The following is a 26,529-nucleotide window of genomic DNA, read 5'->3' as shown; positions in this document are numbered from 1 at the left end:
AATTAATGCAAATTTTTGTGAATGATCCAGATTTTATCGTGGAGGACATGCTGAAGGGATATGCTGCAGCTCATCCTGAAGTTGTGCTTTCAACTTTGAATGATCGAGTAGTCACTCTCAAAGAAAAAAAGGAAAAGGTCGGTGTCATCACTGGCGGCGGTAGTGGGCATGAACCGGCATTTCTAGGATATGTTGGACAAGGAATGCTCGATGCAGTGGCAATTGGGGAGGTTTTTGCTTCGCCACCTGCACAAGCTTTTTTAGATGCGATGATCGAGGCAGACAGCGGGCGAGGTGTAGCTTGTCTTTTCGGAAATTATGCAGGAGATACAATGAACGTTAAGATGGCGATCCAAATGGCAGAAGATGAAGATATTGAAGTGAAATATGTGGTAGCAACAGACGATATTGCGTCTTCACCTAAAGAAACTCGTGAAAAACGTCACGGAATCGCCGGTGGTTATTTTATGTGGAAGGTTGGCGGAGCAAAAGCTGCAGCAGGCGGTACATTAGATGAAGTTATTGAAGTTGCGAAAAAGGTTGTGGATCGCACCAGAAGTATTTGCGTGGGCGTCAAACCATGTACGATTCCAGCAGTAGGAAACCCGAATTTCCTGATTGCTGATGGAACAATGGAGTTTGGAATCGGTCATCATGGTGAAACAGGAATCGAGAAAAAACCATTAGGCAGCGCAAAAGAGATTGCGATTGAGATGACTGAGGCAATTTTGACAGATTTTGAATTTGACGAGCAAAAGAATTTGGCAGTCATGATCTCCGGACTTGGTTCGACCATGTTGATGGAACAGTATGTGATTTGCGGTCAAGTCTTGGAAACACTGAAAGAAAAAGGACATCAGGTAGAGAAGGTTTTTGTTGGCAATTTTGTTACTTCGCTAGATATGGGCGGGATATCATTATCGATCGTTGATTTGGATGAAGAGATTACAGAATTGATGGAAGCAGAAGGTCAAGCAATTGGGTTGAAAAACTACTAAAGGATAGGATGAATTAAAAATGAAATTACAACTAGCATTGGATGAATTAAAATTGGAAGAAGCACTAAACTTTGCGGAAAAGGTCCAAGAACATGTTGATATTATTGAAATCGGGACACCATTTGTGATTGATTCTGGAATGGAGGCTGTTAGGCGCTTCAAAGAAAAATTTCCGAACAAAGAGATACTATCGGATGAAAAAATAATGGACGGCGGTTATTATGAATCGCAATTAGGTTTTGAAGCAGGAGCAGAATATGTGACGGTTTTAGGCGTAACGGATGTGGCGACAATCAAACAGTGTGTGAAAGCTGGGACTGATTTTAAAAAGCAAGTGGTTGTTGATATGATCTGTGTGGCAAACCTCGAAGAAAAGGTTGTTGAAATGGAAGAATTGGGAGTGGATGTGTTAGCCGTTCATACTGGTGCAGATCAACAGGCGTGTGGCCGAACGCCATTGGATGATTTGAAGGTGATGACCGCTTGTGCGAAAAAGACAAAAATCGCGGTGGCTGGCGGAATCAGCAGTAAAACAATCGATAAGTATGTAGAGATGAACCCAGATATTATTATTGTCGGCAGCAGCATCACTCACGCGCCGGATCCAGTAGAAGAGGCACGCTTAATTAAAGAAGCGATGCTTACCAAGGCGTAGAGGGGGGAAGCGAAAGATGACACCATCTACAAACTTGTTGGCAATCTTAGCAGAATTGACCGAAGATGCTCAACAGATTGATCAAGAACAGCTGAAACAAATACAGGAATTGATTTTAAAGGCGAAACGTATCTTCATTGCCGGAGCGGGACGCTCTGGCTTCGCGGCCCGGGCATTTTCTAATCGTTTGATGCATTTAGGCTTCACCGTTTATTTTGTCGGTGAACCTACAACGCCCTCCATTCGTGAAAATGATTTGATCATTATCGGATCTGGTTCGGGCCGTACTGAGGGATTAGTCAATATGGCGAAAAAAGCCAAGAGTGAAAAAGCACGCTTGGCGACGATCACGATTCATCCGAAGAATCCGATTGGGACAATGGCAGATGCTTTGATTCAAATTCCAGGTATTTCAACAGGTGATAAGGCGACTGAAAAAGCGCCGTCAATCCAGCCAAATGGTTCGTCCTTTGAACAATTGTCCTGGCTAGTCTACGATTCAATAATCGTTGATTTGAAAAAGGAATTAAAACAGAAGCAGTCGGATATGGATTACCGTCACGCAAATCTAGAGTAAAAATTGGCATCGAGCAAAGGCTCGGTGCTCTTTGGTTAGGGAGGGTAAAATGAAAGTTGTACTATTCGATTTAGATGGAACACTGATTGATTCTGAGCGTTACTACTTCTCTATTTGGAGGGAATTAATGGCTCGAGAAGGGTATTGTTTAGAAAAAGATTTTTATCAAAGCGTTGTCGGCTCCCCAACGTCAGTTTTGAAAACACTGTTTCAAACTCATTTTGGTGAGATTCCAATGTTTGATCAATTATTTGAGGAGTTTATGGATCGACGAAAGCGGGCACAAAAGAATGCAGTTTTTCCAGTAACTGAAGGGTGTTGCGAGTATTTGGATTATTTGGCAGGTAAGGAAGTTATCTGTGGAATTGTGACATCCAGCTATAAAAAAGAAGCAGAAAGGATTCTGGAAAATACGAGCCTGGCTTCCTATTTTTCTTTTGGTGTTTACGGAGATCAGGTGAGTAAAGGAAAACCCGATCCAGAAATTTATCATAAAGCGATCGACATCGCCTGTCATCCAGCTGATCAAATCCTAGTTTATGAAGATTCGCCAAACGGCATCCTGTCTGCGGTTAATGCCGGACTCTCTTGTGTCCATATTAAAAATTTTGTTGATCCTACATTAGAGATCGAGCGACTAGTCGAAAGCAGCTACGCTGACTTTTTTGAAGTACTCCGCTCGGTCACTCATTCATCGAGTTAATCAGTATTGACGCTGCTTGTTTTATTTAAAAAAATGGAATCCCTTCTAGCTACAATGAAGTTTATCCTCTATAATAAGAAGATAAAAATTTGATGATGAGCTTTTCATCGATTGTTGGAAAAAGGAGCGATTAAATGAAGATAGAACCGTTTAAAGTGGAATTATGGATGAATGAACATGAGGATAAGGCGATTTACAATACCGGCGAAACCTGTGTTGACTCGATCAGTATGGATGAGCTGTTTGAGATTGCTGAACTAGATAAGACTGAAACGTTAAGCGAATTAGCCCAAAAGCGTCTGACTTATGGTCATATATTTGGCAATCCGCGCTTCAAAAAGGGGATCGCTTCGCTTTATCAAACGATCAACGAAGAGGAGATCACAACGACTCATGGAGCAATCGGAGCCAATCATTTAGTCCTCTATTCATTGGTTGAACCTGAGGATGAAGTAGTGGCGGTTTTGCCAACCTATCAGCAGCTCTATTCAATCCCTGCATCATTTCAAGCAACGGTCAAGGAGCATATTTTGTCACCTGAAAATAATTTCTTACCTGATGTAGCAGAATTAAGAAAGCTGGTTACGTCGAAAACGAAATTAATTATTATCAATAATCCCAACAATCCTTCCGGCTCGTTGATGGATCAGAAAATGTTGGAGGAAATTATTGATATCGCTGAAAAAGCAGGTGCGTATATACTTTCTGATGAAACGTACCGCGGCTTGACTCAGGATGAGACAGATAGTCCATCGATCGTTGATTTATATGACAAAGGAATCAGTGTCAGCAGCATGTCAAAGGTTTGGTCGCTGGCTGGTCTGCGCTTAGGCTGGATCGCGACAAAAGATAAAACCGCCTTAGAGCAGTGTCTGCTGCATCGAGACCACAATACTATCAGCTGTGGGATGCTGGATGAAGAACTAGCAGCCATTGCTCTGGCTAATAAGGACAAGCTTCTAGCAAGAAGTCAAAGGATTGTTCGTGAGAATTTAAAAATCCTAGATGAATGGGTGGCGAAGGAGCCGCATATTTCATACGTAAAACCCCAGGCGGGAACCGTCACTTTGCTTTACTATGACTTTGATCGTTCAAGTCGAGAGCTTTGCCTTGATTTGATCAATAATCATGGATTGCTATTTACCCCAGGCGATTGTTTTGGATTTGAATCCTGTGTGCGGATCGGCTATGGCTGCAGCACGGAAGAGCTGATCGCTGGCCTAAATAAATTCTCTGAATACCTAGCAACAATCTAAACTAAAAGCGTAACGAAATGACTTGAATTCGTTACGCTTTTTTGATTGCTCGGAACATAAGAAGTCAGCTAACTTGAAAAACGGTCACCATATTGAAAAAGACTGTAATAACAATGATTAAAACAAAAGTAGGCAAGGAAACATCTTTAAGTAACACTAATCTTCTCCATTGAATCCCTATTTACTTATAGGGTTATTACAAAGACTTTGGTATGATAATAGTGAATCCGTGAACGATTAACAGGACTAAATGAAAATTATAAGGGTTTGGCTTGATGAATATGAAGGAACGTGCCCCAAGCAATTGACAGCGAGCTCCTTAATGGGTTCTAAACTTTAGAATCCATTAAACAGCTTCCCTTGTAACTGGAGAGATACTGGATAGAAAGGAGAAGTGACATGGTTGGAATCATTTTTGTTTTACATGGTCGTAAAAACAAGTTATCTTCAGCGAATGTTTCAGTGGTAGAAAAAGCTGCCGAACATCTCAAGATTCCTTATGAACTAGGGCTATTGGAAGGGATGCAGCAAACATTAGAAGAGGCGATTCAGTCGTTGCTGAACCAGCAGGTGACAGAAATAGTTTTCTTGCCTGTTTTGCTTTTTCCAGCAACACATGCAAAGGAGGATCTGCCGGAACGAGCCGAAAAAGCAATTGAGAAGCAAGTTCCATATCACATTTTGCCTACCTTGGGTACGACAGATGCTGTTGAGGATTTCTTGGTTCAACAAATTCATTCTGTGGAGGACTCCAGAGCCGAGGTATTGTTGGTTGCACATGGCACACCGCGTTCTCCAGAACCATTTCAACAATTGGAGCAGATCGCTAAAAAAGTCGAAAGAAAAGTAAAGCGAAGAGTCTATCCTTCCAACTATTATGGCGATCATTCGTATCAATCCGTACTAAAAAGGCATAGTGAGCCCATGATTATTCAGCGGCTATTTCTTACAGAAGAGTATTTGTCTAAGAAAATAAAAAATGAAATCAGAGAGCAAAGAGAAGTGCGAGATGTCTTGCTTCCGACGATGCAGGATAGTGAAGCTCTGGTTTCAGCTATTATCGAGCGAATAGAGGAGATCCCATGTATCCAGTTTTAATCGATATTAAAGAATTTGCTGTGTTGATTGTTGGCGGCGGAAAAATTGCGACCAGAAAAGCGAAGAATCTGGTTGAATCGGGTGCTGTTCCAACGATCATAGCTCCTATCATCACGGAGGAGCTAAAAGCATTGGCAGAAAATAAGCAGGTTGTTGTCATCCAGCGCGGCTTCCAAAAAGGAGATACAAGTAAGTTTCATTTTATCTTTATTTGTACAAATGACGAGAGCATCAACCAATTGATTCTCCAAGAAACGACCCCAGAGCAGCTTGTCAACGACACGACAAATCAGGCAAGAAGCAATTTCTTTAACATGGCGGTCATTAAGGAACAGGATTTTGAGATTGCCATCACTACGCAGGGAAAGTCCCCAACACAAACAAAAAAATTAAAAGAGAAAATAATGAATCTTTTGAAGTCAGCGACGTAAGGTTGCTGGCTTTTTTTAATAATTAGAAGATTCCCTTGTTGTGATGATACGAACCAAATAGAAACCGAAACGGCGATCCTGAAAGCAAGTTTAATGGTAACTGAAAAGGGTAAGGTCGGGGTATGATTAGTTGAAGAACTTTTGGAGCGGAATGCTGATTAGTTTGAGATAAGGTCTATTGTCGGCGATGGAGGCGTTTTAGTGGGCATGCATTTCTTGGCCTTAAAGGTTGGAATGAAGAAAAAATCTGAAGGATTGGAAAATCAGGAGCCTTCGCCTATAATAGTGGAGGAAAAATAATAGATCGAGGAATACTATGAGACAACTGAAAGTGGGGACAAGAAAAAGCCCCTTGGCCTTAAGACAAACACAAATCGTTGTAAAATTGTTAAAGGAACTCTGTCCGCAATTAGTCATTGAGGTTGTTGGACTTTCTACAAAAGGAGATCGGCTGCAGCAGGTACCTTTAACTCAAATTGGAGGAAAAGGTGTCTTTGTTAAGGAAGTAGAATATCAGCTGCAGCAAAAAAATATTGATTTTGCTGTACATAGCTTAAAGGATATGCCTGCCAATCTTCCTGCTGATCTTATTTTGGCTGCTACACCGAAACGTGCGCTGCCCTGGGACTGTTTAATTTTAAAGGATGCTGCTGATTTGTATTCAAAAGACGAGCTTGTGATCGGGACGAGCAGCATTCGCAGAGCGAAGCAATTGGAAATGTATTATCCTCATATGAGGTTCGTGCCTATCCGTGGGAAAATTGAGACGCGTCTAGATAAGATGGTAAAAGAAAACATGGATGGTACAGTTTTAGCTTGTGCTGGATTAGAGCGAATGGATTACTTTGATCGTCTGCCCGATTATCAGATCTTAACACCAGAAATATGTGTCCCTGCAATCGGACAGGGCATTTTAGGTGTTGAATGCCGAAAGGAAGATCAAGAGCTTTTTGAGCTGTTATCAAAAATAACCGATGAAGAAACCCATATGGCAGCGCTCGCTGAGCGTTTCTACCTTCGTCAAATGAATGGAAATTGCGACATTCCCATTGGTGCTTTTGCCAAAAGACAGGGAGAAAACTGGGTGTTTTATGCGTTTTTAGCAGAGAACATGGATTCTCAAGGTAGACAGATTCAATTGATAGGAAGTGATCCATTATTGTTAGCCAAGCAAGCTGTTCAACAACTACTGCCTCAAAGACCATTCTGTTGACGAGAGGATGTGGGCTGATGCGTATTTAGAAGACCAGTTGAAGGCCCGCTATTATTTTAAAAAGGATTGTATCAGATTACGGTACAATCCTTTTTTGTGCGCTATCAGAAAGCCTAGCTGATTTTCCCACCTCTAGGAAAAAAGTAAGTTTGTGAAGCGTACTCGGGGTTTCCTATAATGAACTTGTAAATAAATGAAAGTGGTGAAGAAAATGAAAAATATTTTATTAATTTGTGGATCAGGTGCCTCCAGTGGATTTATGGCAGCGGCGATCAGAAAAGCAGCGAAGAAAAGAAAAGTAGAGGTGACGGTCAAAGCCGCAAGTGAGTCGCAACTGGATGATCGTATTAATGAAATCGATTACTTGCTGATCGGCCCCCATTTATCCTACATGTTGAATGATCTTCAGGAGCAAACGAAGGATAAAAATGTCAAAGCGGCAGTGATCCCTCAGGCTGTTTATGGAACATTGAATGGGGAGAAAGCGCTGGACTTGATTTTAAAGATGGAGGATTAACTGATGGATAAGATTATGAATTTTATGACGAATTCCTTTGCACCCAAAGTAAATAAAGTAGTGAAAAATCCTTGGATATCCGCTATTCAGGATTCAATCATGGTGGCTTTACCGTTGGTTTTCGTAGGTTCGCTAGTGACAGTTGTTTCGTTATTAAAAAATATTTTTAGCAGCATGCCTGATTTTTCTATGATCAGCAACTTTTCATTTGGTATGTATGCGTTAGTGGTAGCCTTTTTGATTCCTTATTATTTGATGGAGAAAAAGGGATATGGCGGTCAAAAATTGATTTCAGGAGCGGCTTCATTGGTATTGTTCATGATGTTGTTATTCCCAACGATGACGGCTGATGGTGAAGCAGTGTTTATTCTTTCCCGATTCGGAGCTACAGGGATGTTCCTCTCCATGATCACAGGTTTGTTTGTTGGTTTCGTGATGAATTTTGCGGTGAAGTATTCTTTTTTTGATGAAGATACACCTATCCCAGACTTTGTGGTTGGCTGGTTCAATAGTTTGCTGCCGATTACTTTTGTCCTGCTTGTTGGCTGGTTGATTACCTTTCAATTTAAGATCGATTTCTTCGATGTTGTTTTGATCGTTTTCAGTCCCTTAGCAAGCATTGTACAATCGTATCCTGGTTTTGTTCTATCTGTCTTCATCCCAGTATTCTTGTACACTTTCGGGATTTCCGGATGGGTAATGATGCCAGTCGTTTATCCAGTGTATATGTCAGGCTTAGCAGCTAATGCTGAAGCGGTAGCAAATGGCGGACAAGCTATGAATATCGCGACACAAGAAACCTGTTATGCATTTTCTTCAATGGGCGGGATTGGCACCACCTTAGCCTTATCCGTGATGATGCTGTTATTAAGCAAATCTGCCCAGTTAAAAGCAATCGGCAAAGCTGTAATTATCCCGTCAATCTTTAATATTAATGAGCCGCTAGTTTTCGGGGCACCGATTGCCTTCAATCCATATTTAATGGTGCCGATGTGGATCAATAGTATTATTGTGCCGACGATCGCTTATGTGACGATGTCATTGGGATTGGTTAATGTTCCATCTAGTACGTTCTTACTATGGTATATGCCTTATCCGTTCACATCTTATTTGGCAACACAGGATTGGCGAGCAATTGTTGTTTGCGCTTTGATTTTTGTGATCACTTGGCTCGTATTCCTACCGTTTTTCAAAGCATACGACAATTCTTTAGTAAAACAAGAAGCTCAGGACGCGTTAGACGAGGCTCAAGCAGAAGCCGTTCATTAAAAAAGTATATATGAGAAGTAGCAGGAGGTCGCTTATGGAAGAGACAAAATATATAGAGGACAACGATCAATTAAATCAACTGTCAATGAACATTTTAGTTCATGCCGGCAGTGCACGTGATCATTTGGTCCATTCGTTGGAAAGCTTAGAAGCTATGGATTTTGAAAAAGCAGCAAAAGAAATCAAAGAAGCCCGCAAAGAGGTCGTGATCGCACATGGACTCCAAACAGACACTTTGCAGTTGGAAGCCTCTGGTGAGCAAATTCGTTATTCAACATTGTTTTGCCACGCGCAAGATACGCTGATGACTGCCCAAAGCGAAATTTTAATTGGAGAACATCTCATTCGTTTATTCGAAGCCTTTAGTAAAAAATAATCAGACAAGGACAAATGGATGCTTGTCAGTACGAATACACAAGGAGGAATTTCATTGAAGAATTATCAAATGCCTAAGGATTTTTTGTGGGGAGGAGCGATTGCGGCTAATCAGGCCGAAGGTGCTTATGAAGTTGCTGGAAAAGGAATCAGTCTAGCTGATTTGCACAAATATTATCCAGACAAGAGCAACGCAGAAATTGCAGAGGAACAGCATAAAGGCATGTCTTTAGCTGATGTTAAAGCGAACTTGGCGGATGCAGATGGCTATTATCCGAAACGCCATGGGATTGACTTCTACCATACGTATGAGTCAGACTTGGAGCTATTAAGTCAAATGGGCTTTAAAACCTTTCGGACATCAATTGATTGGACGCGTATTTTTCCTACTGGCGATGAAGAGGAGCCGAATGAAGAAGGCTTAGCCTATTATGATCGCTTGATCGATAAAATTATTGAGCTGGGCATGGAGCCGATTATTACGATCTTGCATTATGAAACACCTGTAGAAATTACATTGAAATATGGTGGATGGAACAATCGACAGGTGATTGATCTATTTGTTAAATACGGAAAAGTTGTCTTAGAGCGTTACCAAGCCAAGGTAAAATACTGGATTGTGATCAATCAGGTCAATTTGATTCAGTTTGAGCCCTTCAATTCTACGGCAATTCCTTATGATACTGTAGACAATTATGAGGAAGCAAGCTTCCAAGCAGTTCATCATCAGTTTGTGGCTAGTGCCCAATTGGCCGCATATGCTAAAGAAATTAATCCTGATCTGTTGATTGGGACAATGATGGCTGATTGTACGGCCTATCCTTATTCCTGTGATCCAGCTGATGTGAATTTGGCTTTACGGCGGAACCGTATGCAATATTTCTACACAGATGTTCAATTTCAAGGGGAGTATCCGCAATATGCGTTGAATTATTTTGCCGAGAATGGCATCCATTTAGAAATTACGTCTGAGGATAAGCAATTGCTGAAGGATCATCCGATGGACTATTTGGCTCTTTCTTATTACTACTCCCAAATGGTAGATGCCTCAAAAAATACCATGAGTCCATCGTCTGTCACGCCAAACCCTAACTTAAAAGCCAATCCATGGGGCTGGGCCGTTGATCCGCAGGGACTGTACAATTCGTTGTCGCAATACTGGGATCGCTATCACAAGGCGATCATCATCGCAGAAAATGGTTTCGGGATGTATGACAAATTGGAGAATGGACAAGTCCATGACGACTACCGGATTTCGTATCTTTCTGAACACATCGCTCAAATGAAGCGGGCTATGTATGATGGCGTGGAGGTCATTGCTTATTGCGCTTGGGGCCCGATCGATATCATCAGTTGCTCCTCTGCGCAAATGGAGAAACGTTATGGCTTCATTTATGTTGATTTAGACAATGAAGGAAAAGGATCAGGTCAACGTATCAAAAAAGACAGCTTTGAGTGGTATAAGCAGGTGATTGCTACAAACGGTGAAGTTTTATAATCAATTGAAAAGTTGATCTTCTTGATCAACTTTTCTTTGTCAGTTCATCGTAAGTAAGTCGATAAGGATTTAGAAAGTATTTCTCTTAGAATGAGTAAGCTGTGGAGGTGTAAATGTGCTGACGAAAAAAGAAAAAGAGCTGATTGCATACTTGGATAAGAAGGCGCGATGGATTACCTCGGATGAATTGGCTGAGTTTAGTAATTGTACGACCCGCACGATCCGAAATCGGGTTGCCAGGATCAATCAGAAAAATCCGGAACTCATTTTGACCAGCCATTTAGGCTATCAACTGAATGCAGAAATAAAAGTACAAATGAATGGCACAGAGGATCGCAAATCTCGGATTTTCTTGGAGCTGTTGAAGCATTCTTCCGAGGGTGTAGATTTTTATGAGCTGGCTGAAAAGCTTTTTATCTCTGAATCAACGCTGAAAAATGATATCCAGCAATTAAAAAAAGAAATCACTAATGATGCGATTCAAATTGTTTTTGAACAGGATTATATCAAACTAACTGGTCCAGAGAGGGCGAAACGGCGCTATCTTATTTCACTTTTATATAACGAGAGTGATCTTCAGGAAAAACTAAAAGCAAGTATCCAGCAAATGATCGGCTATATCTCATTGGAAAAACTGCAGCAAACGATCCAAGAGGTCCTGACTGAACACGCCATTCAAATCAATCAATACTCATTGAATAATATCGTCCTGCACTTTGCCATCAGTATCGAGCGCATTCGCCAGGGACATAGCTTGAAGAAGAGCGGGGCAAATAAACAAGGAGAACCGGAATTTTTAATTGCTGAAGAAATCAGCGATAAGCTGGCGCAACAATATGATATTCATTTTTCTCAAGCGGAGTTAGAGCAATTGTCCTTATTATTTATCGGGATGCAAAATGAAACCTTGACGAAGCAAAACAATCAGCAGTTATCCAGCTTTGTAGATCAAAAAATCATCACAGCTTTACAGGATGTTTTAGCAGAGGTAGAGCGAACCTATTTGGTCGAGCTGCACGATGAGGAATTTTTCAATAAACTGGCGATTCATTTGCAGAGCCTGTATTATCGTTCACACTATGAAACCTTCACCCGTAATAGCAGCCTGTTGGATTTAAAAACAGCTTATCCGTTAACCTATGATTTAGCGGTGTACATCTCTTCCTTGATCCAAGATCGTCTGGATATTTGGTTCAATGATGATGAAATTTCCTTCATTGCTTTACATATTGGGGCTTTTCTTGAAACACAGAAGCATTTTCGCAATCAAGTGACAATCCAGCTGATCGTGAATGATTATCATAATATTGCCAGAAATTTGAGCAAACAGATCGAAGAACGCTTCGGAGAAAATATCACTGTTTTCGTTACGGAAAAGTGGCAATCAGCAACTGCCGATTACGATTTACTGTTGACCACAGATCGCGAGACAGCTTCGGAATATGCGGGGTCCGTTTTTATCCATCCATTTTTAACCAGTAAGGACATCAAGAAAATTGAAAAACGAATCCATTCGCTAAAATCACAGCGTGAAAAACGGCGCATGTATCAGGCTATCGAAAAATTTATTTTGCCTAATCTATATTTTAATCAAATTGATCCTGCTGGTTTAAAGCCGATCGAAATCCGCAAACAAATCAATCAGCAAATGGTAAATGAAGGGTTCGTAGACGATCAATTTTTCGAAAAAGTAGAAAAACGCGAGCGAATGTCTCCGACAAGTTTTCCTTCTGGGATCGCGGTACCTCATTCGGTGGAGCTAGAGGCTGCAAAAAGCGGTGTTGCAATCATGACATTGCAAGAACCGCTGGTTTGGGCGGATCACACGATCAAGCTGATTGCCTATATTGCCATCAACAAAAAAGAAGCCAATGAGTTCAATGACTTTTTTGAAAAATTTATTGAGATTGTTTCAGAGCCGATCCATACGAAGCAGCTGAGTATGAGTGAAGATTATGACGAATTCATATTACGGTTAAAAGCGCTGGTAGATGCCGATGAGTAAAAACTTTTTTCTTCGTATATCTTGGGTCATTGTCGGGACGATTTTAATGGGAATAGGGATCGAAATAATTGTGAGCGCAAATCGAGGCTTTGATTCAGTCAGCACCTTGATTTTAGGACTGATGAACTATTCAACGATTTCCTTTGGACGCTGGAGTCAGCTGCTCAGCTTACTATTTTTGCTGCTTACTTTTTTATATAAACGAAGGATGCTTGGGATCGGCAGTATTATCAATACGTTATTAGTAGGTGAAACGATCAATCGAACATCTTCAGTTATTCAATCAATCGCTTTTTTTCAAAATAATAGTTATGCTTCATTCTCGGGGTTTTGTATTATGGCGCTGGGAACGGCAATTTATTTAAGCGGAGGATTAGGCTCGGGCCCGTTAGAAGGTATGATGTTTTGTATTTGCGAACTTTTTAAGATATCTTTGCAAAAGGGCAGAGTACTATTAGACTTAGTTATTGTTGCTTTCGGTATTTTACTAGGCAGTACCTTTGGAGTTGGCACACTATTTGCCATTTTTCTATTAGGACCAATGATCCAGGGCTGTCTCTCATTTATAAAATTCCTTAAGGCGACTACTTGCTTTCGTGAGAAGAAAAAGCAATTGTCGGAATAAAGCAGTGTATGACAGAGCTAGTTATTCATTTAAAAATAGTGATTGTTGTTGATTTTCTCAATACAAAATAAACATCCACTTATGATTTGTTTGGCCAAAAGCAAACAATCATAAGTGGATGTTTTTAATCTGTTCTATTCTCTTTAAGACTTTGAATGACTTCTCTAACTTTGGAGATTGTATTTTGAGCATTGTTTCGATTGTGGAACATCAAAATCACATAGAGAGAATCAATGATACTTAATTGAGCAATCCGGGAAGCCAGTGCCTCCGAACGAAATTCGATTTCCTCAGAGAGTGATATGAACACCACATCCCCCAATTTGGCTAAAGGTGAGTTAGCCTGACTAGTCACAACAATTACTTTTGCGCCATTTTTTTTAGCGGCTTCCGCAATATGAATGGTTTCCTTGGATTTTCCTGAGTGAGAGATAAACATGGCGCAGTCTTCTTCTGTAAGTAAAGAAGCCTCCATTAATTGAAGATGATAGTCCGTACTGTGACCCACAGGGATTGGAGATCGTAAGAATTTATGATAGGCGTCTGTTGCAACGATTTCCGATCCGCCCACACCAAAAAAGTAAAGCCGGCGTGATTCAGAAATCATTCTCACTGCTTTGTTTAAATCTGCTTCTTTTAACAGTTTTTTGGTATCAGTCAAAGTAGTCATATTTGAATCAAAAACTTTTTGTGCCATTACTAATTCAGAGTCGTCTTTTTGAACATTTTCGTGAATTGTAATGGCGGACAAATCATTTTCTTGCTTCAACATGGCCATCTTAAAATCTTTAAACCCATTAAAACCCAATGTTTTTGTGAATTGGAAAAAAGTAGAATCGGCAATCCCAAGTTCAGCAGCAAGGTCGCTAATGGAGCTGTGACTCACTTTGCTCGGATTTTCTAAAATATAATCGGCAATCGCTTGTTCTTTCGGACTAAAGTCTTTATATAATGACTTTATTTGTAAGTGAATAGGGCTAGACATCTGCATCCCTCCTTTATTCAGTAGTATGTACTCATAAGATACTAGTAAACGAAAAAAAAATCAACAAAAATATTTTTTATTTTTTATGTTTACAAAAAAATATTTTTTGTATAATGAAGTCATAGAGTTGAATGCGTTATCAGAAATCGGTTCCCATATGGCAGTTTGATATGAAGACCGATTGGAATGATGAAAAAAAGGAGCTGAGGCGAATAAGAATAGCTAATTGAGTGGTTGTATAAGTGGATTTGTCAGTCATGAAGAGTCAAACGAGACAAAAAGGAGCTTTAGTGATGGGAAAATACAAAATTGCGATTGTAAATTCAAGTAGTTTCGGCAAAATTTTTCACGAACAGCTGGAACGACTTGAAAAAATCGGCGAGGTTCGTTCGTTTACAGTAGATGGAGAGATCGCTGGATGTGAGTTGGCAGAGCTGTTGGCTGGATACAATATCATTATTGCAAGTGTCACACCATTTTTTACTCAGGAATTTTTTGATCATAAAGATGAACTTATTTTAATTACAAGACATGGGATTGGCTACAACAATATAGATATTGAGGCAGCGCGCAAGCATGACACGCTCGTTTCGATCATCCCGGCTTTAGTTGAACGGGATGCAGTGGCGGAGAACAATATCACCAATCTGTTGGCACTTTTAAGGAAAACTGTTGAAGCAGATTTAAGTGTGAAGAATGATAGCTGGGAGGATCGTGCCAATTTTGTTGGACGGACATTGTTTAACAAAACAGTTGGTGTTATCGGTGTAGGAAATACCGGCAGCTGTGTAGTTGAAACATTAAGGAATGGGTTTCGCTGTCATGTTTTGGCGTATGATCCTTATAAATCAGCCCTGCATATTGAAAGCTATGGAGCAAAAAAAGTCGATCTGCCAGAATTATTAAAGGAATCAGACATCATCTGTCTTTGCGCCAGCTTAAATGAAGAGAACTATCATATGATCTCGACTGATGAGATTAAGCAGATGAAGGATAATGTTTATCTTTCAAATAGCGCTCGCGGCGCATTACTTGATGAAGAAGCAATTGTCAGCGCTTTAAAGACCGGTAAAATCGCAGGCCTGGCAACAGATGTTTTAGAAGAAGAGCCTGGTCGAAAAGATCATCCTTATCTGGCTTTCAATAATGTAGTGATGACTCCTCACACATCTGCTTATACGATGGAATGTTTACAGGAGATGGGAGCGAAATGTTTGCGAGACGTGGAAGACGTGGTTGCTGGTAAAGTACCTGAGCGCTCCGTTCAAGCAGTCAGCAAATTAGTCAGCTAGAGGGAGGACAAAAATGTTAACCGATTTAAAGGTCAAAGCAGGTCCTCAGTTTTATCGCTATCATGTTGGTGCGATTGACTTTGTCCCTGAGCTATTGCAAGAATTTTCAGCAAAAAATGTACTGGTCGTTCATGGTCAGGTCTCATTTGAAAAAGCCAAACCTTATCTGAGCTTTTTAGCTGAAGAGAATTATCGTTTTCATTTCCTGCAATATACTGGTGAATGCAGCTACTACGGTGCAGAACGAATTGCCAAAGTTGTAAATGAGAATCAGATTAATTTCATTATTGGTGTTGGAGGCGGAAAGCTGACGGATTTGGTTGGCTATGCTGCTCATAGCTTAAATGTGAATTTCGGTGTGATCCCCACACTTGCCAGCAATTGTGCACCTTGGACACCACTTTCGGTCATGTACAAAGAAAGCGGAGAATCAGAAGGGAAAACGGAGCACTTTCTAAGACAAGCAGCCTTTTTCATTACGGATCCTAAGTTGATCATCGATGCGCCGATCAATTACTTTGTTGCCGGATTAGCCGATACGATTGCGAAATGGTATGAGTCTGACGCGATTTTGCAGCAAGAGCATTTGATAAATGAACCTTTCTTACAATTAGCGGGCTATACCTCAGAGCTTTGTAAAGCCGCCATTTTAAATAACTCTGCGAAAGCAATCAAAGACATGAAAGAAGGCAAAGTGACAGAAGAATTTATTCATCTATCCGAGATTGTCTTCGCGGTTGCAGGGCTAGTTGGCGGTTTAGGGGATAAGTACGCTAGAAACGCAATCGCTCATGCCATGCATGATGGAATGAGCAAATACCTTTTGGAAAGCCATGCTTTCCTGCATGGCGAAAAGGTTGCCTACGGTATTTTCTACCAGCTGGCGGTTGAAAAGAAGTGGGAACAAATCGACCTGTTATTGCCATTTTATCAGGAACTGGGCTTACCAATGTCCTTGAAACAGATGAAGCTTTTTCCGAAAGACGAAGCTGTTATCGATCAAATTGTCGCATTCATTGATTCGAAAGAAAAGGTTCATCTGCTGCCGTTGCCAATAACGACTGATTTGTTGAAGAAATCGATTTTTGAGTTAGAAAATTATATGAATAAGAGTTAAAAGAGGAGGAAATTATGGATACTTTAAGTGTAATGCAGAGTCTGTTGATTGCTTTATGGGTCGCTGCGGTAATGTCAAGGTGGTTAGGAGGCGGCGCGACGCTGACTTTACGATTCTCACCTCTTATGACAGGCTTGATCGTCGGAATCGTCATGGGAGATGTTGCGCAAGCAATGATCGTTACAGCGGCTTTGCAAATGATTTATATGGGTGTTTTCTCACCTGGTGGCTCCATGCCGGCAGAACCTTCAATTGCTGCGGCGATTGCTGTGCCAGTAGCTTTATTAGGTAATTTAAAGCCAGAAGCAGCGATTGCGGTCGCTGTACCGGTTGGACTGTTAGGGAGTTATTTGTACCAATTCCGCTTTTTCATTAATACATTCTTAGGGAAATATACCGATAAGGCGGTTGAAGATTTGAATGCGAAAGCAATCAAGCGTTCAATTATCTTATATCCAACGATCGCTTCCTTTGTTCTATTTGTACCATTAGTATTTATTGCTCTTTATTTAGGCGCACCTATTATTGCAGATGTGATCAATGCTTTAGAAGGAACCGTAGTTATTCATATTCTTGAAGTAGTTGGTGGTGGCTTAGCAGCCATCGGTATCGCAACAACGGTATATGTCATTGGTCGAAAGGATTATATGGTTTTCTTCTTCTTGGCCTATTTCATGAGTGTTGTACTGAAATCACTTGAAATTACAATGGTAACTTATGCAATCTTTGGAATCTTGATTGCGTTGATCTTCGTTCAATCGCAAAAAGGCAAAGGGGCAGCACCTGTCGCTGAATCAGCAGGCCAGAGCGCATCTGCCACCTTCAATGATGACGACGATTATGATGACGGATTTTAAGAAAGTACAAGGAGGACGAGAATATGACTGAAGTATCAACTAATCAAGCTGCAACGAATAATAATCTAGCCCCTGAAGAAATTACTAGCAAAGATGTCACTAAAGCGTATTTAAGATGGCATTTCGCTAATGAAATACCGCATTCTTTTGAACGCTATTTGGCACCATCATTGCTTTATGCAATGATGCCGATTCTAAAAAAACTCTATAAGGATGATGATGCGTTAAAAGCCGCATACAAACGGCAACTTCTGTTTTTCAATACACAGTTGAGCTGGGGCGGCGGTGTTATCACAGGCCTGATGTCTTCAATGGAGCAGCAACGGGCGCAAGAAGAATATGAAAACAAAGAAATTTTGATGCAAGATGATTTGATGTATAACACAAAAGCAGGATTGATGGGAGCATTAGCCGGAATTGGTGATGCGATCGATTCAGGAACTGTGCAATATATCTTTATTGCAATCGCTGTCCCTTGGGCACAGCAAGGAAGTGCGTTAGGCGCGTTATTCCCATTCGTTTTCTTTGCGCTTTATCAAGCAGCGTTGGGTGTATTCTTTGCTAGACAATCCTTCACAATGGGACGTAATGCAACAGGTTTGATGCAAAGTACGGGCGTTCAAACAGCGATTGAAGCACTTTCCGTACTTGGTTTGTTTATGATGGGGATTTTAGCCGGTAACTATGTAAAAGTGGAATCGACACTGAAATTTGCGATCTCAGGAAGGAAATTCGTTATCCAAGAAATTCTTGATCAGATTGTGCCAGGTATTCTACCTTTGGCTGTTGTTATGGGTGTGTATTGGTTCTATACGAAAAAAGGGCTGAAGGTGACCCAGGCATTACTTTGGTTGACCTTGATTCTAATTATTTTAGCCGGTGTCGGAATCTTATAATTTAGAAAAGAGGCTCTATTCTACTTTTCATTGTTAGAAGAATAAAGAAAATACTTAATGTGGAAAAGGAAGTGTGTTAAATGGGCGTAATTAACTTAGCTCGAGTAGACGAACGATTGATTCACGGACAGGTTATGATGACCTTATCGCAAAAAAGTGGAGTAAATTCTATCTTTGTCGTTGACGAAGTAGTAGCAAAAGATAAATTTATGCGCGATTTGTATAAGAATGCTGGCAGCCGGACAGGCCAGAAGACGATCGTAATCACTCCGGAAAAAGCAAAATTCTATTGGGATGAATTCAATTTTAAGGAATATAACTGTATTTTGATCACAAAAACGGTGAGTGTGATTTACGATCTAGTAAAACATGGCGTACCGATGAAAGAGTTGAATATCGGAGGTATTGCGCAAAAGGACCCCGAAAAAGATTTATTAGTCACCAAATCTGTTTACTTAAATAAAGAGGATGCGGAACGATTAAAAGACATGAATGAAAATTATGGCGTCGAAAATATTTATTTCCAAGCGACGCCATCGGCACCAAAATCCAGCTTGAAGGATGTTTTAAAACAATTTGGCTTATAGAATTCACTGACTGAAGAACAGGAGAGAGTGTAGATGGAGCAAACAGAGGTATTCAAAGATTGGCTATTTCGTTACCAATATGTTTATCGGCTGCGTCGGACAGAAAAGAGCAAGAAAAGATTTCTAGCGGCATTGGTGACCGATATTGCAAAAATGCGTAAGGATATTCAAGTAATTGAATATAACCAGCAAAAGAAATATGCTGCTCGAAATGTCTACGTCGGTAACATTAAACAGGCAGATCGCGTGATTTGTACCTTCTATGATACTCCTCCTGAAAGTATCGGGTCTTATCAGCTGTTCAATCGCAAGGACCAGGCCCAAAAGACCACTAAGTTCATTTTGCTCAGCACGATAATTGCGATCCTTTTAGGGATACTAGGTACATTGATTTATATGCGGTTTTCACCAAATTCGTTTAACTTCAATTCACCTAGTACTCTTATGATTATGGCCGTTTACGCAGGCTACTTTGTATTATTCGGAAAAATCACCAAAGGGTTATCTAACCGGAAAACACTGGTTCGCAATACGTCTTCTCTGTTAGCGATGTTAAAAATGATAGCAGAAAATAAGCAAAAAAATATCGCTTATGCCTTTTTAGATGAAGGCAGCTATGGCAATAAGGGCTTGGAGGAATTGCAGAAACAGGTTAGCGGACAGTGCAAAATTTATTATTTAGATAGTGTTGGTTCATCAGCGCCGTTACATTTAGTTGGTAAATCACCGAATGATAAAAACATCAACGGAAAGATAGAATATCAACCGGCAGACCAAAAGGTAAGTTATCTCTTCAGTGCAAGAAGCGATCAGGAAAATGCCGCCTATTATTTAAATCCAGCCGATTTAAAAGCGAAGCAGTTGAACATGGAAAATATTACTGCTGTAACGAGTTTGTTTCAGTAAGAGAATGGAGGGGCATATGTTAGGAATTGTAATTGCTACACACGGAAAATTAAGTGATGGATTGAAGGATGCAGCGGAAGTAATCGTCGGAGCAACCAATAATATTGCTACGGTCAATTTAAATCCTGGAGACGATGTCCAAGAATTAGGAAACCAAATTGAAGCGGCTGTTAAAGAGGTCGACCAAAATGCTGGGGTAATCATTCTGACAGATTTAGTCAGTGCTAGTCCTTACAATCAATCCGTTTTGATTACCAATGGATTAGATCCAGCACTTCAAGAAAATGTTTATGTGCTCGGCGGCGTAAACCTGCCGATGTTACTGGAAACGATCAACCACCAAATTTTGAGCACACCCGTGCAAGAAGCTGCACCTGCAATAATGGCACAGGGCGCAGATAGTTTAGATATTTGGCATGTTTCCGAAATTGAGGAAGAGGATGACGAAGACGACTTTTAAATAGGACTAGGAGGCCAGAATTAATGAAATGGGGCTTTAGATGGTATGGAGAGAAAGGCGACTCCATTCCTTTAAATCATGTGAGACAAATCCCCGGTATCAACGGCGTTGTCGGTACATTGTTGAATAAATTACCAGGCGATGTTTGGGAAGTTTCAGAAATACGGGCATTAAAAGAATCTATCGAAAAAGAAAAATTAGAACTGTTAGGAATTGAAAGCGTCGCAATTCATGATGCAATCAAAGCAGGCACAGCTGAACGAGATCATTATATTGACAACTACATTCAAACGATCAAAAATCTTTCTGCTTGCGGTGTAGACTTGATTTGTTACAGCTTTAAGCCGATTTTTGGTTGGGCAAAAACAACGCTTAATTATGAAAATGAAGATGGTAGTTTGGCCTTGCTTTACGACCAAGCAGTAGTAGACAATATGGAACCAGGAGACATGTACAAATTGATCAGCAGCCAATCAAAAGGCTTTCAGCTTTCTGGTTGGGAAGAAGAGCGCTTGAACAAGTTCAATTCACTAGTTGAAATGTACGATGGTGTGACAGAAGATGATCTATTTGAGAATTTAAAATACTTTCTTGAAAAAATTATCCCTGTTTGCGAAGAAGCAGATGTGCGAATGGGGATTCATCCGGATGATCCTCCTTGGGAGATTTTTGGTTTTCCGCGAATCACCAAAAATTTGGCTGATTTGCAACGCATCATCAGCATGGTAGATTCTCCATACAACGGAGTGACCTTATGTACAGGCGCATTAGGCGCAGACCCAGAAAATGATATGGTAGAAATCGTTCATGCAATTGGTGATCGAATCAACTTTGTTCACTTCCGTAATGTCGAGTTTTTGGGCTATCGCAAGTTCAAAGAAACCGCGCATTTATCCACTGAAGGATCACTTGATATGTATGCGATTATGGAGGCTCTAATAGAAGTCGGCTTTGATGGTGTCATTCGTCCAGACCATGGACGGACGCTTTGGGGCGAAGTAGCAAGACCAGGATACGGCTTGTATGATCGTGCGATGGGGATTACCTATATGCAGGGGCTGCACGAAGCTATTACTAGAAGAAAAGAATAAGAATCTCGTAGAAAGTGAGAGAGAAAATGGCCGTAAATACAGAGCATCAGGTTTATGAACAACTAATGCAAACCAAACTGTTGCCGCTTTACACCGCAACTGATTTAAATTATTTATCCAAAGCTGAAGAGATACTGGTGAGAAATGATGTTCCACTGATCGAAGTGACTTTTCGAAGTGAGCTAGCTGCGGAGGCAATCAAACGATTGTCAGAATCTGAAAAACTCCTAGTGGGAGCAGGGACTGTCCGAACCTTAGCAGAAGCTGAAACCGCTGTTGAAAATGGTGCGTGCTTTGTTGTTTCTCCCGCGGTTGTTCCTGAAGTAATTGAGTATTGCTTGGAACGGGACATTCCCGTTTTTCCTGGAACCGCTACGCCAAGAGATATTCAGCTGGCAGCAGAGTATGGCATCAAAATCGTAAAATTTTTCCCCGCAGATATTTATGGAGGGTTAAAAGCAATTAATGCTTTGAGCGGGCCGTTCTATGATATGAAATTCTTGCCTACTGGTGGGATTAACGAGCAGAATTTTGTCGAGTACCTTGAGAACCCGCACGTATTAGGAGTGGGCGGTTCCTTTATTCTTTCTGAAAAAATTATCAAAGAGGATAATGGAAAGAAGATGGATCAAATTCTTAAGACGTTAGTTGATCAAATCAAATAGCCTCCAACATTAAAAAAAGAAACCTTCATGCTGGATTTCTTGAAAAAGAATGAAGGCATGAATGTTTTTGGTTAATTATAATAAGCAGGGCTCTTCATAATAACGCCACATTTTTTTCTAACTTTTATTTAAAATGCTCATAGCTTTTTCAAATAATTGGCGTAAGATGAACTTAACCCTAAAAATAATTCTTTTTCCCCTGTGAAAGCAGGCACCCCCAAAAAAATAAAGCTGGCATATTTCTGCCAGCTTTATTTTTTGTTTTAAGTTAGTTATAAACCCAGGCATTAGCAAGTTGCGGCATCAGCTGATCCAAGGAATATTTTTGTTTATAGTGTTCCTTATCTGGTGAATCATTCGGATCATAAACGATTAATTGATCGCTTTGTAAATCCTTTTTGATCACCATAATGTGTCCGACATCGGTAAACTCACCTGGATTGACAGAGATTACTAATGGTTGGTTTTGATTGATATGTTGTTGGATCTGGCCCTGATCCTTGCCAAGATTTTGTAGGCTCAATCCATAATTTTGAGCGAAGGCAGGGAAAATAGACCAAGCAGTTCCTTGCCCGGCTTCATAATAGCGATTACTGCTCCATTCTAAAATCTCGGTAGGGTATACCGTCCGCTTTTCCTGATAAGAAAGGATCATTGCCAAAGAGGTGATAGCACAGCCGTTCGTAGCTAGGTCATTTTGATCAGAGCCGCTGCCATAGGCCTTATTCGCCCAGCGCGAGTCAGTTTGCAGCAATAAGGGAAAATCCTGCCCATGCTCCTGAAGATATTGATTTGCACTAGCAGAAAAATCTTGCTGACTGCTGACAGCATTATTAAAGTGAAAGAATCGAGAAGAGAGGATACCTAGACTGGCGATCACTAAAAAAAAGCCAAATAAAATTGAAAAAGGTCGAATTTTTCGCCTCATAAAAAACACCTCCACTCTTTCATTAAAACGAAAAAAAGGGAAGGTGTCATCGGTCAAAAGTTGTAAGTTATTCAAATTCTTCTAGTTCTAAGCTGAGTTCTTCCCAGCTGGAAAGCTGTTCTTCTTGCTCAGCTTTTTTTGCCTCTAAATCATTTGTCAGTTCTAATAGTTGGACGTGGTCATTCAAGACATCAGGTTGACTCATTTGTACTTCTAATTCGTCAATCTTTTCATCTAAAGCAGAAAGATTTTCTTCAATTGCTTCGATTTTTCGCCGCAAACTGCGGATTAATTTTTGCTGCTCCTTATCTTGATAGAATTTCTTCTTTGGCGCTTCAACAGGTGCTTCTTCTTTTGCCTGTAATTCAGCGATTTCTTCTTCTTCTTTTTTCTTCTCTAAATAATAATCGTAATCCCCAAGATACAATTTACTGCCTTCAGGAGATAATTCGATCACTTTGTTCGCAATACGATTAATAAAATAGCGGTCGTGGGAAACAAAGAGCAGCGTTCCTTGATAATCGATCAAGGCATTTTCCAAAACTTCCTTATTATCAATGTCTAAGTGGTTCGTTGGTTCATCAAGAATTAAAAAGTTTTCTTTGTTCATAGAGAGTTTTGCTAGAGCAACACGGGCCTTTTCTCCACCACTCAACAGCGGAATCGTCTTTTCTACATCTTCACCGCTGAAAAGAAACCCGCCCAAAACATTACGGATATCTTTTTCAGGAGTAGTAGGGTGTTCATCCCAAAGCTCAGCTAGGATTGTTTTATTTCCATGCAGATCAGCTTGACCTTGATCGTAATAGCCCACGGTAACGTTCGTTCCGAAATGCGGCTCTCCTTTAATAAAGGGAAGCTGTCCAATCAATGACTTCAATAAAGTCGATTTCCCAATCCCGTTTGGGCCGACAAGTGCAATAGCATCTTCACGACGAATATCTAAATCGATGGGCTCTGATAAGGTTTCCTGATAACCAATCGCCGCTTCCTCGACTTGTAAAACCACGTTGCCAGACACTTTGTCGATATCAAACATGAACTTGGCTGATTTCTCTTTCCCATCTGGACGATCCAGGCGGTCCATTTTTTCTAAGGTTTTACGTCGACTTTGCGCTCGTTTGGTTGTTGAAGCACGCACTAAATTACGTGCGACAAAGTCTTCCAGTTTTTCAATCTCGACCTGCTGCTTTTCGTAAGCTTTCCAATCACTGGCAAGCTGAGCTGCCTTTAAATCTAGATAACGGGAATAATTTCCAGTATAATGGCGGATTTTGTGACGTGAGATCTCATATATTTCATTGACCACACGATCCAAAAAGTAACGGTCATGGGAGACAATCAGCAGGGCCCCTGGATATCCTTGCAGATAATCCTCCAACCAAGCCAAAGTTTCAATGTCTAAGTGGTTTGTTGGTTCATCAAGAATCAAGATGTCAGGTTTAACTAACAGCATTCGAGCTAAGGCTAAACGCGTTTTTTGCCCCCCTGATAAAGTACTGATCTCTTTATCATAAAAGCTTTCATCAAATTTGAAACCATGGAGAACACTACGAATCTCATTCTCATAGCCGTAACCATTTTGATCATTGAAATCATGTTGAAGCTGGTCGTATTCCTTCAATAGGGAAGCATAACGACTATCGCTTTCTGGCGTCTCACCGATGGCAATTTCAACTTCTCGCATTCGATTCTCCATTTGACGCACCTTATCAAAGGCCTTGAGCATTTCATTCCAAATAGTTTCATGAGAATCTAGGCCCGTGTCTTGAGCCAAATAGCCTAAGCTGGCTTGCTTATTTTTGATAATTTGTCCAGCATCTGGTGCTTCGATAGTGGCAATTATTTTTAGTAGAGTAGATTTTCCCGCGCCATTTCGTCCAACTAAACCGATCCGCGCCTTACTGGCAATCTCGAGATGGATATTTTCAAATAACGTATCCGCACCAAAGTAGCGGGCAACCTGATTTGCTTGTAGTAAAATCATTGGATATCTTCCTTAAATTTATTTTTCCGAATGGATTTAGTCTAACATATTTTTAAGGACGTTGCGATTGGAAGCGGTCATTTCAGCCAATCGTGATTTTTTCACAAAATTTCGAGCAAGTGCGTTGCAATTTCAGTTAGATTATTGCTATTATAGTGCAGTAGTCAACATTTACGAATTTTTTTGATAAAGGAGAGTTATTGTGAAAGAACATTCAATTCCAAAAGCGACTGTTAAACGATTGCCGTTATACTATCGGTATTTGCGTATTTTAAATAATGCTGGAAAAACCAAAGTATCATCTACAGAATTAAGTGAGGCGATCCAAGTCGATAGCGCAACGATCCGTCGCGATTTTTCTTACTTTGGTGAATTAGGTAAACGTGGATACGGATATGATGTTGAAGATTTGATGCATTTCTTCGGAAAGATATTAAATGATGACCAATTGACTAATGTAGCATTAGTCGGTGTTGGTAATCTGGGGAGTGCCTTGTTAAAATTCAAGTTTCACCAAAGCAACAGTATTCGTGTAAGCTGTGCTTTTGATGTTAAAGAGGATATTGTAGGACGCATCGTTGATGGTATTCCAGTATATCCATTGGACAATATGGTAGAACAAATCAAATTACAGCAGATTGAAATCGCGATTTTGACTTTACCGGCCCAACAAGCCCAGCAAGTTGTTGATCAATTAGCTGATGCAGGGATTAAAGGAATCTTGAACTTTACAGCAGCTCGTTTAACGGCACCTGATGATGTCATTATCCAAAGCGTTGATTTAACCAACGAATTGCAAACATTGATTTATTTCTTACACCATAATACAGATAACAAATAAAAGTAAAAGACTGAGCAGGTGTAGTGTCCTCAATAAGGAGGCATTACAATGTGCTCAGTCTTTTTTAAGTGAATACATTTTGATAATCTGTTGCTTTTGAATCCTTGGGTAATTGTTGTAAAAGCTTTTCCAACGATTTGAAGTCAATGAAACGCGCTTGTCGTGCGATTTCTTTTCCATCATGATAAACCAAAACGGCAGGAACTGTTAGAACCTCAAAGAAGCCGGCTAGCCTTGGTTCATGCATAATATCCATATGGTGAAAAGAAATATTGTAATCCTCAGCAAGTTTTCTTGCTTTTGGTTCATCTACATGGCAAATACTACATGATTCAGAGGAGATGAAGACTACATTATTTGTTTCTTCAGTAAGAGCCTTTTGAACGGTTGATAAATTCTTCATAGAGTCTTCCTTTCTAAAATCAATACTTACTATCTGTAAGATAATCAGATTTGCCTCAATTGTCAATTTTATTGTCTGGTAGAAATAGTTGTTAGATTTAATAAAAAGGTTTATACTCTCTAATGTACTAATGCGGGTGTAGTTTAGTGGTAAAACAGAAGCTTCCCAAGCTTCCGTCGCGAGTTCGATTCTCGTCACCCGCTTCTTTTTTTAAAACACGACTGCTTTCTACCAACAAGCAGCCGTGTTTTTAGTATTTAATACTTTTCTTTCTACTGCCCCCCTGTCTCTTAT

General features: G+C 40.3%; 28 protein-coding genes and 1 tRNA gene. 25 read left to right on the top strand and 4 right to left on the bottom strand.

The genetic code is table 11. The features are described 5' to 3' along the window. Nucleotides 1-5: 5 nt before the first annotated feature. The 14 genes from JZO85_RS03155 to JZO85_RS03090 all read left to right on the top strand — a co-directional run bounded on the left by JZO85_RS03155 (nucleotide 6) and on the right by JZO85_RS03090 (nucleotide 13,220). Entirely contained in the window at nucleotides 6-998 is a 993-nt protein-coding gene (locus JZO85_RS03155) for a dihydroxyacetone kinase subunit DhaK (protein WP_207107066.1), read from the top strand. 19 nt (nucleotides 999-1,017) lie between these two features. After that, entirely contained in the window at nucleotides 1,018-1,653 is a 636-nt protein-coding gene (gene hxlA, locus JZO85_RS03150) for a 3-hexulose-6-phosphate synthase (RefSeq protein WP_207107065.1), read from the top strand. Between the two features lie 16 nt (nucleotides 1,654-1,669). Next, complete coding sequence (gene hxlB, locus JZO85_RS03145) at nucleotides 1,670-2,230, top strand: 6-phospho-3-hexuloisomerase (protein ID WP_207107064.1); 561 nt, start codon at nucleotides 1,670-1,672, stop codon at nucleotides 2,228-2,230. 49 nt (nucleotides 2,231-2,279) lie between these two features. Then, nucleotides 2,280-2,933, top strand: coding sequence for an HAD family hydrolase (locus JZO85_RS03140; RefSeq protein WP_207107063.1), 654 nt, complete (start codon nucleotides 2,280-2,282; stop codon nucleotides 2,931-2,933). 134 nt (nucleotides 2,934-3,067) lie between these two features. Continuing rightward, nucleotides 3,068-4,189: an aminotransferase gene (locus JZO85_RS03135; RefSeq protein WP_207107062.1), complete on the top strand. Its 1,122-nt coding sequence runs from the start codon at nucleotides 3,068-3,070 to the stop codon at nucleotides 4,187-4,189. Between the two features lie 399 nt (nucleotides 4,190-4,588). After that, nucleotides 4,589-5,287, top strand: a complete 699-nt coding sequence (locus JZO85_RS03130) for a sirohydrochlorin chelatase (protein WP_207107061.1) — start codon at nucleotides 4,589-4,591, stop codon at nucleotides 5,285-5,287. Continuing rightward, nucleotides 5,272-5,718, top strand: coding sequence for a precorrin-2 dehydrogenase/sirohydrochlorin ferrochelatase family protein (locus JZO85_RS03125; protein ID WP_207107060.1), 447 nt, complete (start codon nucleotides 5,272-5,274; stop codon nucleotides 5,716-5,718). Before JZO85_RS03130 ends, JZO85_RS03125 begins: the two co-directional genes overlap by 16 nt. Nucleotides 5,719-6,034: 316 nt before the next feature. After that, nucleotides 6,035-6,931 (top strand): hydroxymethylbilane synthase, encoded by an 897-nt coding sequence (hemC, locus tag JZO85_RS03120; RefSeq protein ID WP_207107059.1) that lies wholly within the window; start codon nucleotides 6,035-6,037, stop codon nucleotides 6,929-6,931. Nucleotides 6,932-7,142: 211 nt separating this feature from the next. Further along, nucleotides 7,143-7,448: a PTS sugar transporter subunit IIB gene (locus JZO85_RS03115; protein WP_207107058.1), complete on the top strand. Its 306-nt coding sequence runs from the start codon at nucleotides 7,143-7,145 to the stop codon at nucleotides 7,446-7,448. A gap of 3 nt (nucleotides 7,449-7,451) precedes the next feature. Beyond that, nucleotides 7,452-8,717 (top strand): PTS sugar transporter subunit IIC, encoded by a 1,266-nt coding sequence (locus JZO85_RS03110; protein ID WP_242550182.1) that lies wholly within the window; start codon nucleotides 7,452-7,454, stop codon nucleotides 8,715-8,717. A 34-nt stretch (nucleotides 8,718-8,751) separates the two neighbouring features. Beyond that, entirely contained in the window at nucleotides 8,752-9,093 is a 342-nt protein-coding gene (locus tag JZO85_RS03105; protein WP_207107057.1) for a PTS lactose/cellobiose transporter subunit IIA, read from the top strand. A gap of 54 nt (nucleotides 9,094-9,147) precedes the next feature. Continuing rightward, the gene (locus JZO85_RS03100) at nucleotides 9,148-10,590 is read left to right on the top strand and encodes a glycoside hydrolase family 1 protein (RefSeq protein ID WP_277988918.1); all 1,443 of its coding nucleotides are present in this window, start codon (nucleotides 9,148-9,150) and stop codon (nucleotides 10,588-10,590) included. A gap of 115 nt (nucleotides 10,591-10,705) precedes the next feature. Beyond that, a complete protein-coding gene (locus JZO85_RS03095; protein ID WP_207107055.1) occupies nucleotides 10,706-12,595 on the top strand; it encodes a PRD domain-containing protein in 1,890 nt (629 codons plus the stop codon). After that, complete coding sequence (locus tag JZO85_RS03090; protein ID WP_207107054.1) at nucleotides 12,588-13,220, top strand: YczE/YyaS/YitT family protein; 633 nt, start codon at nucleotides 12,588-12,590, stop codon at nucleotides 13,218-13,220. The genes JZO85_RS03095 and JZO85_RS03090 overlap by 8 nt, the downstream gene beginning before the upstream one ends. Nucleotides 13,221-13,344: 124 nt before the next feature. On the opposite strand, the gene JZO85_RS03085 is transcribed toward JZO85_RS03090, so the two are convergent. Then, nucleotides 13,345-14,205: a MurR/RpiR family transcriptional regulator gene (locus JZO85_RS03085; RefSeq protein WP_207107053.1), complete on the bottom strand. Its 861-nt coding sequence runs from the start codon at nucleotides 14,203-14,205 to the stop codon at nucleotides 13,345-13,347. A gap of 293 nt (nucleotides 14,206-14,498) precedes the next feature. Between JZO85_RS03085 and JZO85_RS03080 the strand changes: the two genes are divergently transcribed. From JZO85_RS03080 to JZO85_RS03040, 9 genes are all read left to right on the top strand, one after another. Beyond that, a complete protein-coding gene (locus JZO85_RS03080) occupies nucleotides 14,499-15,497 on the top strand; it encodes a D-isomer specific 2-hydroxyacid dehydrogenase family protein (RefSeq protein WP_207107052.1) in 999 nt (332 codons plus the stop codon). A 13-nt stretch (nucleotides 15,498-15,510) separates the two neighbouring features. Further along, the gene (locus JZO85_RS03075; RefSeq protein WP_207107051.1) at nucleotides 15,511-16,614 is read left to right on the top strand and encodes an iron-containing alcohol dehydrogenase family protein; all 1,104 of its coding nucleotides are present in this window, start codon (nucleotides 15,511-15,513) and stop codon (nucleotides 16,612-16,614) included. 14 nt (nucleotides 16,615-16,628) lie between these two features. After that, nucleotides 16,629-17,471 carry a PTS mannose/fructose/sorbose/N-acetylgalactosamine transporter subunit IIC gene (locus JZO85_RS03070; protein ID WP_207107050.1) on the top strand — a complete coding sequence of 281 codons (843 nt, stop codon included), beginning with the start codon at nucleotides 16,629-16,631 and terminating at the stop codon, nucleotides 17,469-17,471. 23 nt (nucleotides 17,472-17,494) lie between these two features. Beyond that, the gene (locus JZO85_RS03065; protein ID WP_207107049.1) at nucleotides 17,495-18,367 is read left to right on the top strand and encodes a PTS system mannose/fructose/sorbose family transporter subunit IID; all 873 of its coding nucleotides are present in this window, start codon (nucleotides 17,495-17,497) and stop codon (nucleotides 18,365-18,367) included. 80 nt (nucleotides 18,368-18,447) lie between these two features. Further along, nucleotides 18,448-18,954, top strand: a complete 507-nt coding sequence (locus JZO85_RS03060; RefSeq protein WP_207107048.1) for a PTS sugar transporter subunit IIB — start codon at nucleotides 18,448-18,450, stop codon at nucleotides 18,952-18,954. Between the two features lie 33 nt (nucleotides 18,955-18,987). Beyond that, the gene (locus JZO85_RS03055; RefSeq protein WP_207107047.1) at nucleotides 18,988-19,860 is read left to right on the top strand and encodes a hypothetical protein; all 873 of its coding nucleotides are present in this window, start codon (nucleotides 18,988-18,990) and stop codon (nucleotides 19,858-19,860) included. Between the two features lie 16 nt (nucleotides 19,861-19,876). Beyond that, a complete protein-coding gene (locus JZO85_RS03050; protein WP_207107046.1) occupies nucleotides 19,877-20,320 on the top strand; it encodes a PTS sugar transporter subunit IIA in 444 nt (147 codons plus the stop codon). Nucleotides 20,321-20,343: 23 nt separating this feature from the next. Further along, nucleotides 20,344-21,411: a mannonate dehydratase gene (gene uxuA / locus JZO85_RS03045; RefSeq protein WP_207107045.1), complete on the top strand. Its 1,068-nt coding sequence runs from the start codon at nucleotides 20,344-20,346 to the stop codon at nucleotides 21,409-21,411. A gap of 26 nt (nucleotides 21,412-21,437) precedes the next feature. After that, on the top strand, nucleotides 21,438-22,076 hold the full coding sequence (locus tag JZO85_RS03040) for a bifunctional 4-hydroxy-2-oxoglutarate aldolase/2-dehydro-3-deoxy-phosphogluconate aldolase (RefSeq protein WP_207107044.1): 639 nt from the start codon (nucleotides 21,438-21,440) through the stop codon (nucleotides 22,074-22,076). Between the two features lie 268 nt (nucleotides 22,077-22,344). Here the strand turns inward: JZO85_RS03040 and JZO85_RS03035 are convergent, their stop codons facing one another. Both JZO85_RS03035 and JZO85_RS03030 read right to left on the bottom strand, forming a co-directional pair. Next, entirely contained in the window at nucleotides 22,345-23,004 is a 660-nt protein-coding gene (locus tag JZO85_RS03035; protein WP_207107043.1) for a C39 family peptidase, read from the bottom strand. A gap of 67 nt (nucleotides 23,005-23,071) precedes the next feature. Then, nucleotides 23,072-24,991, bottom strand: coding sequence for an ABC-F family ATP-binding cassette domain-containing protein (locus JZO85_RS03030; RefSeq protein WP_207107042.1), 1,920 nt, complete (start codon nucleotides 24,989-24,991; stop codon nucleotides 23,072-23,074). 202 nt (nucleotides 24,992-25,193) lie between these two features. Here JZO85_RS03030 and JZO85_RS03025 point away from each other — a divergent pair, with 202 nt between their 5' ends. Then, nucleotides 25,194-25,832 carry a redox-sensing transcriptional repressor Rex gene (locus JZO85_RS03025; RefSeq protein WP_207107041.1) on the top strand — a complete coding sequence of 213 codons (639 nt, stop codon included), beginning with the start codon at nucleotides 25,194-25,196 and terminating at the stop codon, nucleotides 25,830-25,832. Nucleotides 25,833-25,896: 64 nt separating this feature from the next. On the opposite strand, the gene JZO85_RS03020 is transcribed toward JZO85_RS03025, so the two are convergent. Continuing rightward, nucleotides 25,897-26,235 carry a thioredoxin family protein gene (locus JZO85_RS03020; protein WP_207107040.1) on the bottom strand — a complete coding sequence of 113 codons (339 nt, stop codon included), beginning with the start codon at nucleotides 26,233-26,235 and terminating at the stop codon, nucleotides 25,897-25,899. A 132-nt stretch (nucleotides 26,236-26,367) separates the two neighbouring features. On the opposite strand from JZO85_RS03020, the gene JZO85_RS03015 reads away from it, so the two are divergent. After that, nucleotides 26,368-26,438: transfer RNA gene (locus tag JZO85_RS03015), tRNA-Gly, on the top strand. Nucleotides 26,439-26,529 lie beyond the last annotated feature (91 nt).

The sequence above is a fragment of the Candidatus Enterococcus murrayae genome (assembly GCF_017315985.1).
In the GTDB taxonomy this organism is placed as follows: domain Bacteria; phylum Bacillota; class Bacilli; order Lactobacillales; family Enterococcaceae; genus Enterococcus_A; species Enterococcus_A murrayae.
The sequence above is the reverse complement of the archived record's forward strand: the minus strand, read 5'-3'. Positions and strand labels throughout refer to the sequence as shown.

Coding starts and splice junctions, on each gene's coding strand:
- JZO85_RS03115 (WP_207107058.1), top strand. CDS start 7,143: ATGAAAAATATTTTATTAATTTGTGGATCAGGTGCCTCCAGTGGATTT.
- JZO85_RS03110 (WP_242550182.1), top strand. CDS start 7,452: ATGGATAAGATTATGAATTTTATGACGAATTCCTTTGCACCCAAAGTA.
- JZO85_RS03105 (WP_207107057.1), top strand. CDS start 8,752: ATGGAAGAGACAAAATATATAGAGGACAACGATCAATTAAATCAACTG.
- JZO85_RS03050 (WP_207107046.1), top strand. CDS start 19,877: ATGTTAGGAATTGTAATTGCTACACACGGAAAATTAAGTGATGGATTG.
- JZO85_RS03085 (WP_207107053.1), bottom strand. CDS start 14,205: ATGTCTAGCCCTATTCACTTACAAATAAAGTCATTATATAAAGACTTT.
- uxuA (WP_207107045.1), top strand. CDS start 20,344: ATGAAATGGGGCTTTAGATGGTATGGAGAGAAAGGCGACTCCATTCCT.
- JZO85_RS03090 (WP_207107054.1), top strand. CDS start 12,588: ATGAGTAAAAACTTTTTTCTTCGTATATCTTGGGTCATTGTCGGGACG.
- JZO85_RS03155 (WP_207107066.1), top strand. CDS start 6: ATGCAAATTTTTGTGAATGATCCAGATTTTATCGTGGAGGACATGCTG.
- JZO85_RS03065 (WP_207107049.1), top strand. CDS start 17,495: ATGACTGAAGTATCAACTAATCAAGCTGCAACGAATAATAATCTAGCC.
- hxlA (WP_207107065.1), top strand. CDS start 1,018: ATGAAATTACAACTAGCATTGGATGAATTAAAATTGGAAGAAGCACTA.
- JZO85_RS03035 (WP_207107043.1), bottom strand. CDS start 23,004: ATGAGGCGAAAAATTCGACCTTTTTCAATTTTATTTGGCTTTTTTTTA.
- hxlB (WP_207107064.1), top strand. CDS start 1,670: ATGACACCATCTACAAACTTGTTGGCAATCTTAGCAGAATTGACCGAA.
- JZO85_RS03125 (WP_207107060.1), top strand. CDS start 5,272: ATGTATCCAGTTTTAATCGATATTAAAGAATTTGCTGTGTTGATTGTT.
- JZO85_RS03135 (WP_207107062.1), top strand. CDS start 3,068: ATGAAGATAGAACCGTTTAAAGTGGAATTATGGATGAATGAACATGAG.
- JZO85_RS03040 (WP_207107044.1), top strand. CDS start 21,438: ATGGCCGTAAATACAGAGCATCAGGTTTATGAACAACTAATGCAAACC.
- JZO85_RS03080 (WP_207107052.1), top strand. CDS start 14,499: ATGGGAAAATACAAAATTGCGATTGTAAATTCAAGTAGTTTCGGCAAA.
- JZO85_RS03055 (WP_207107047.1), top strand. CDS start 18,988: ATGGAGCAAACAGAGGTATTCAAAGATTGGCTATTTCGTTACCAATAT.
- JZO85_RS03140 (WP_207107063.1), top strand. CDS start 2,280: ATGAAAGTTGTACTATTCGATTTAGATGGAACACTGATTGATTCTGAG.
- hemC (WP_207107059.1), top strand. CDS start 6,035: ATGAGACAACTGAAAGTGGGGACAAGAAAAAGCCCCTTGGCCTTAAGA.
- JZO85_RS03075 (WP_207107051.1), top strand. CDS start 15,511: ATGTTAACCGATTTAAAGGTCAAAGCAGGTCCTCAGTTTTATCGCTAT.
- JZO85_RS03060 (WP_207107048.1), top strand. CDS start 18,448: ATGGGCGTAATTAACTTAGCTCGAGTAGACGAACGATTGATTCACGGA.
- JZO85_RS03020 (WP_207107040.1), bottom strand. CDS start 26,235: ATGAAGAATTTATCAACCGTTCAAAAGGCTCTTACTGAAGAAACAAAT.
- JZO85_RS03070 (WP_207107050.1), top strand. CDS start 16,629: ATGGATACTTTAAGTGTAATGCAGAGTCTGTTGATTGCTTTATGGGTC.
- JZO85_RS03130 (WP_207107061.1), top strand. CDS start 4,589: ATGGTTGGAATCATTTTTGTTTTACATGGTCGTAAAAACAAGTTATCT.
- JZO85_RS03030 (WP_207107042.1), bottom strand. CDS start 24,991: ATGATTTTACTACAAGCAAATCAGGTTGCCCGCTACTTTGGTGCGGAT.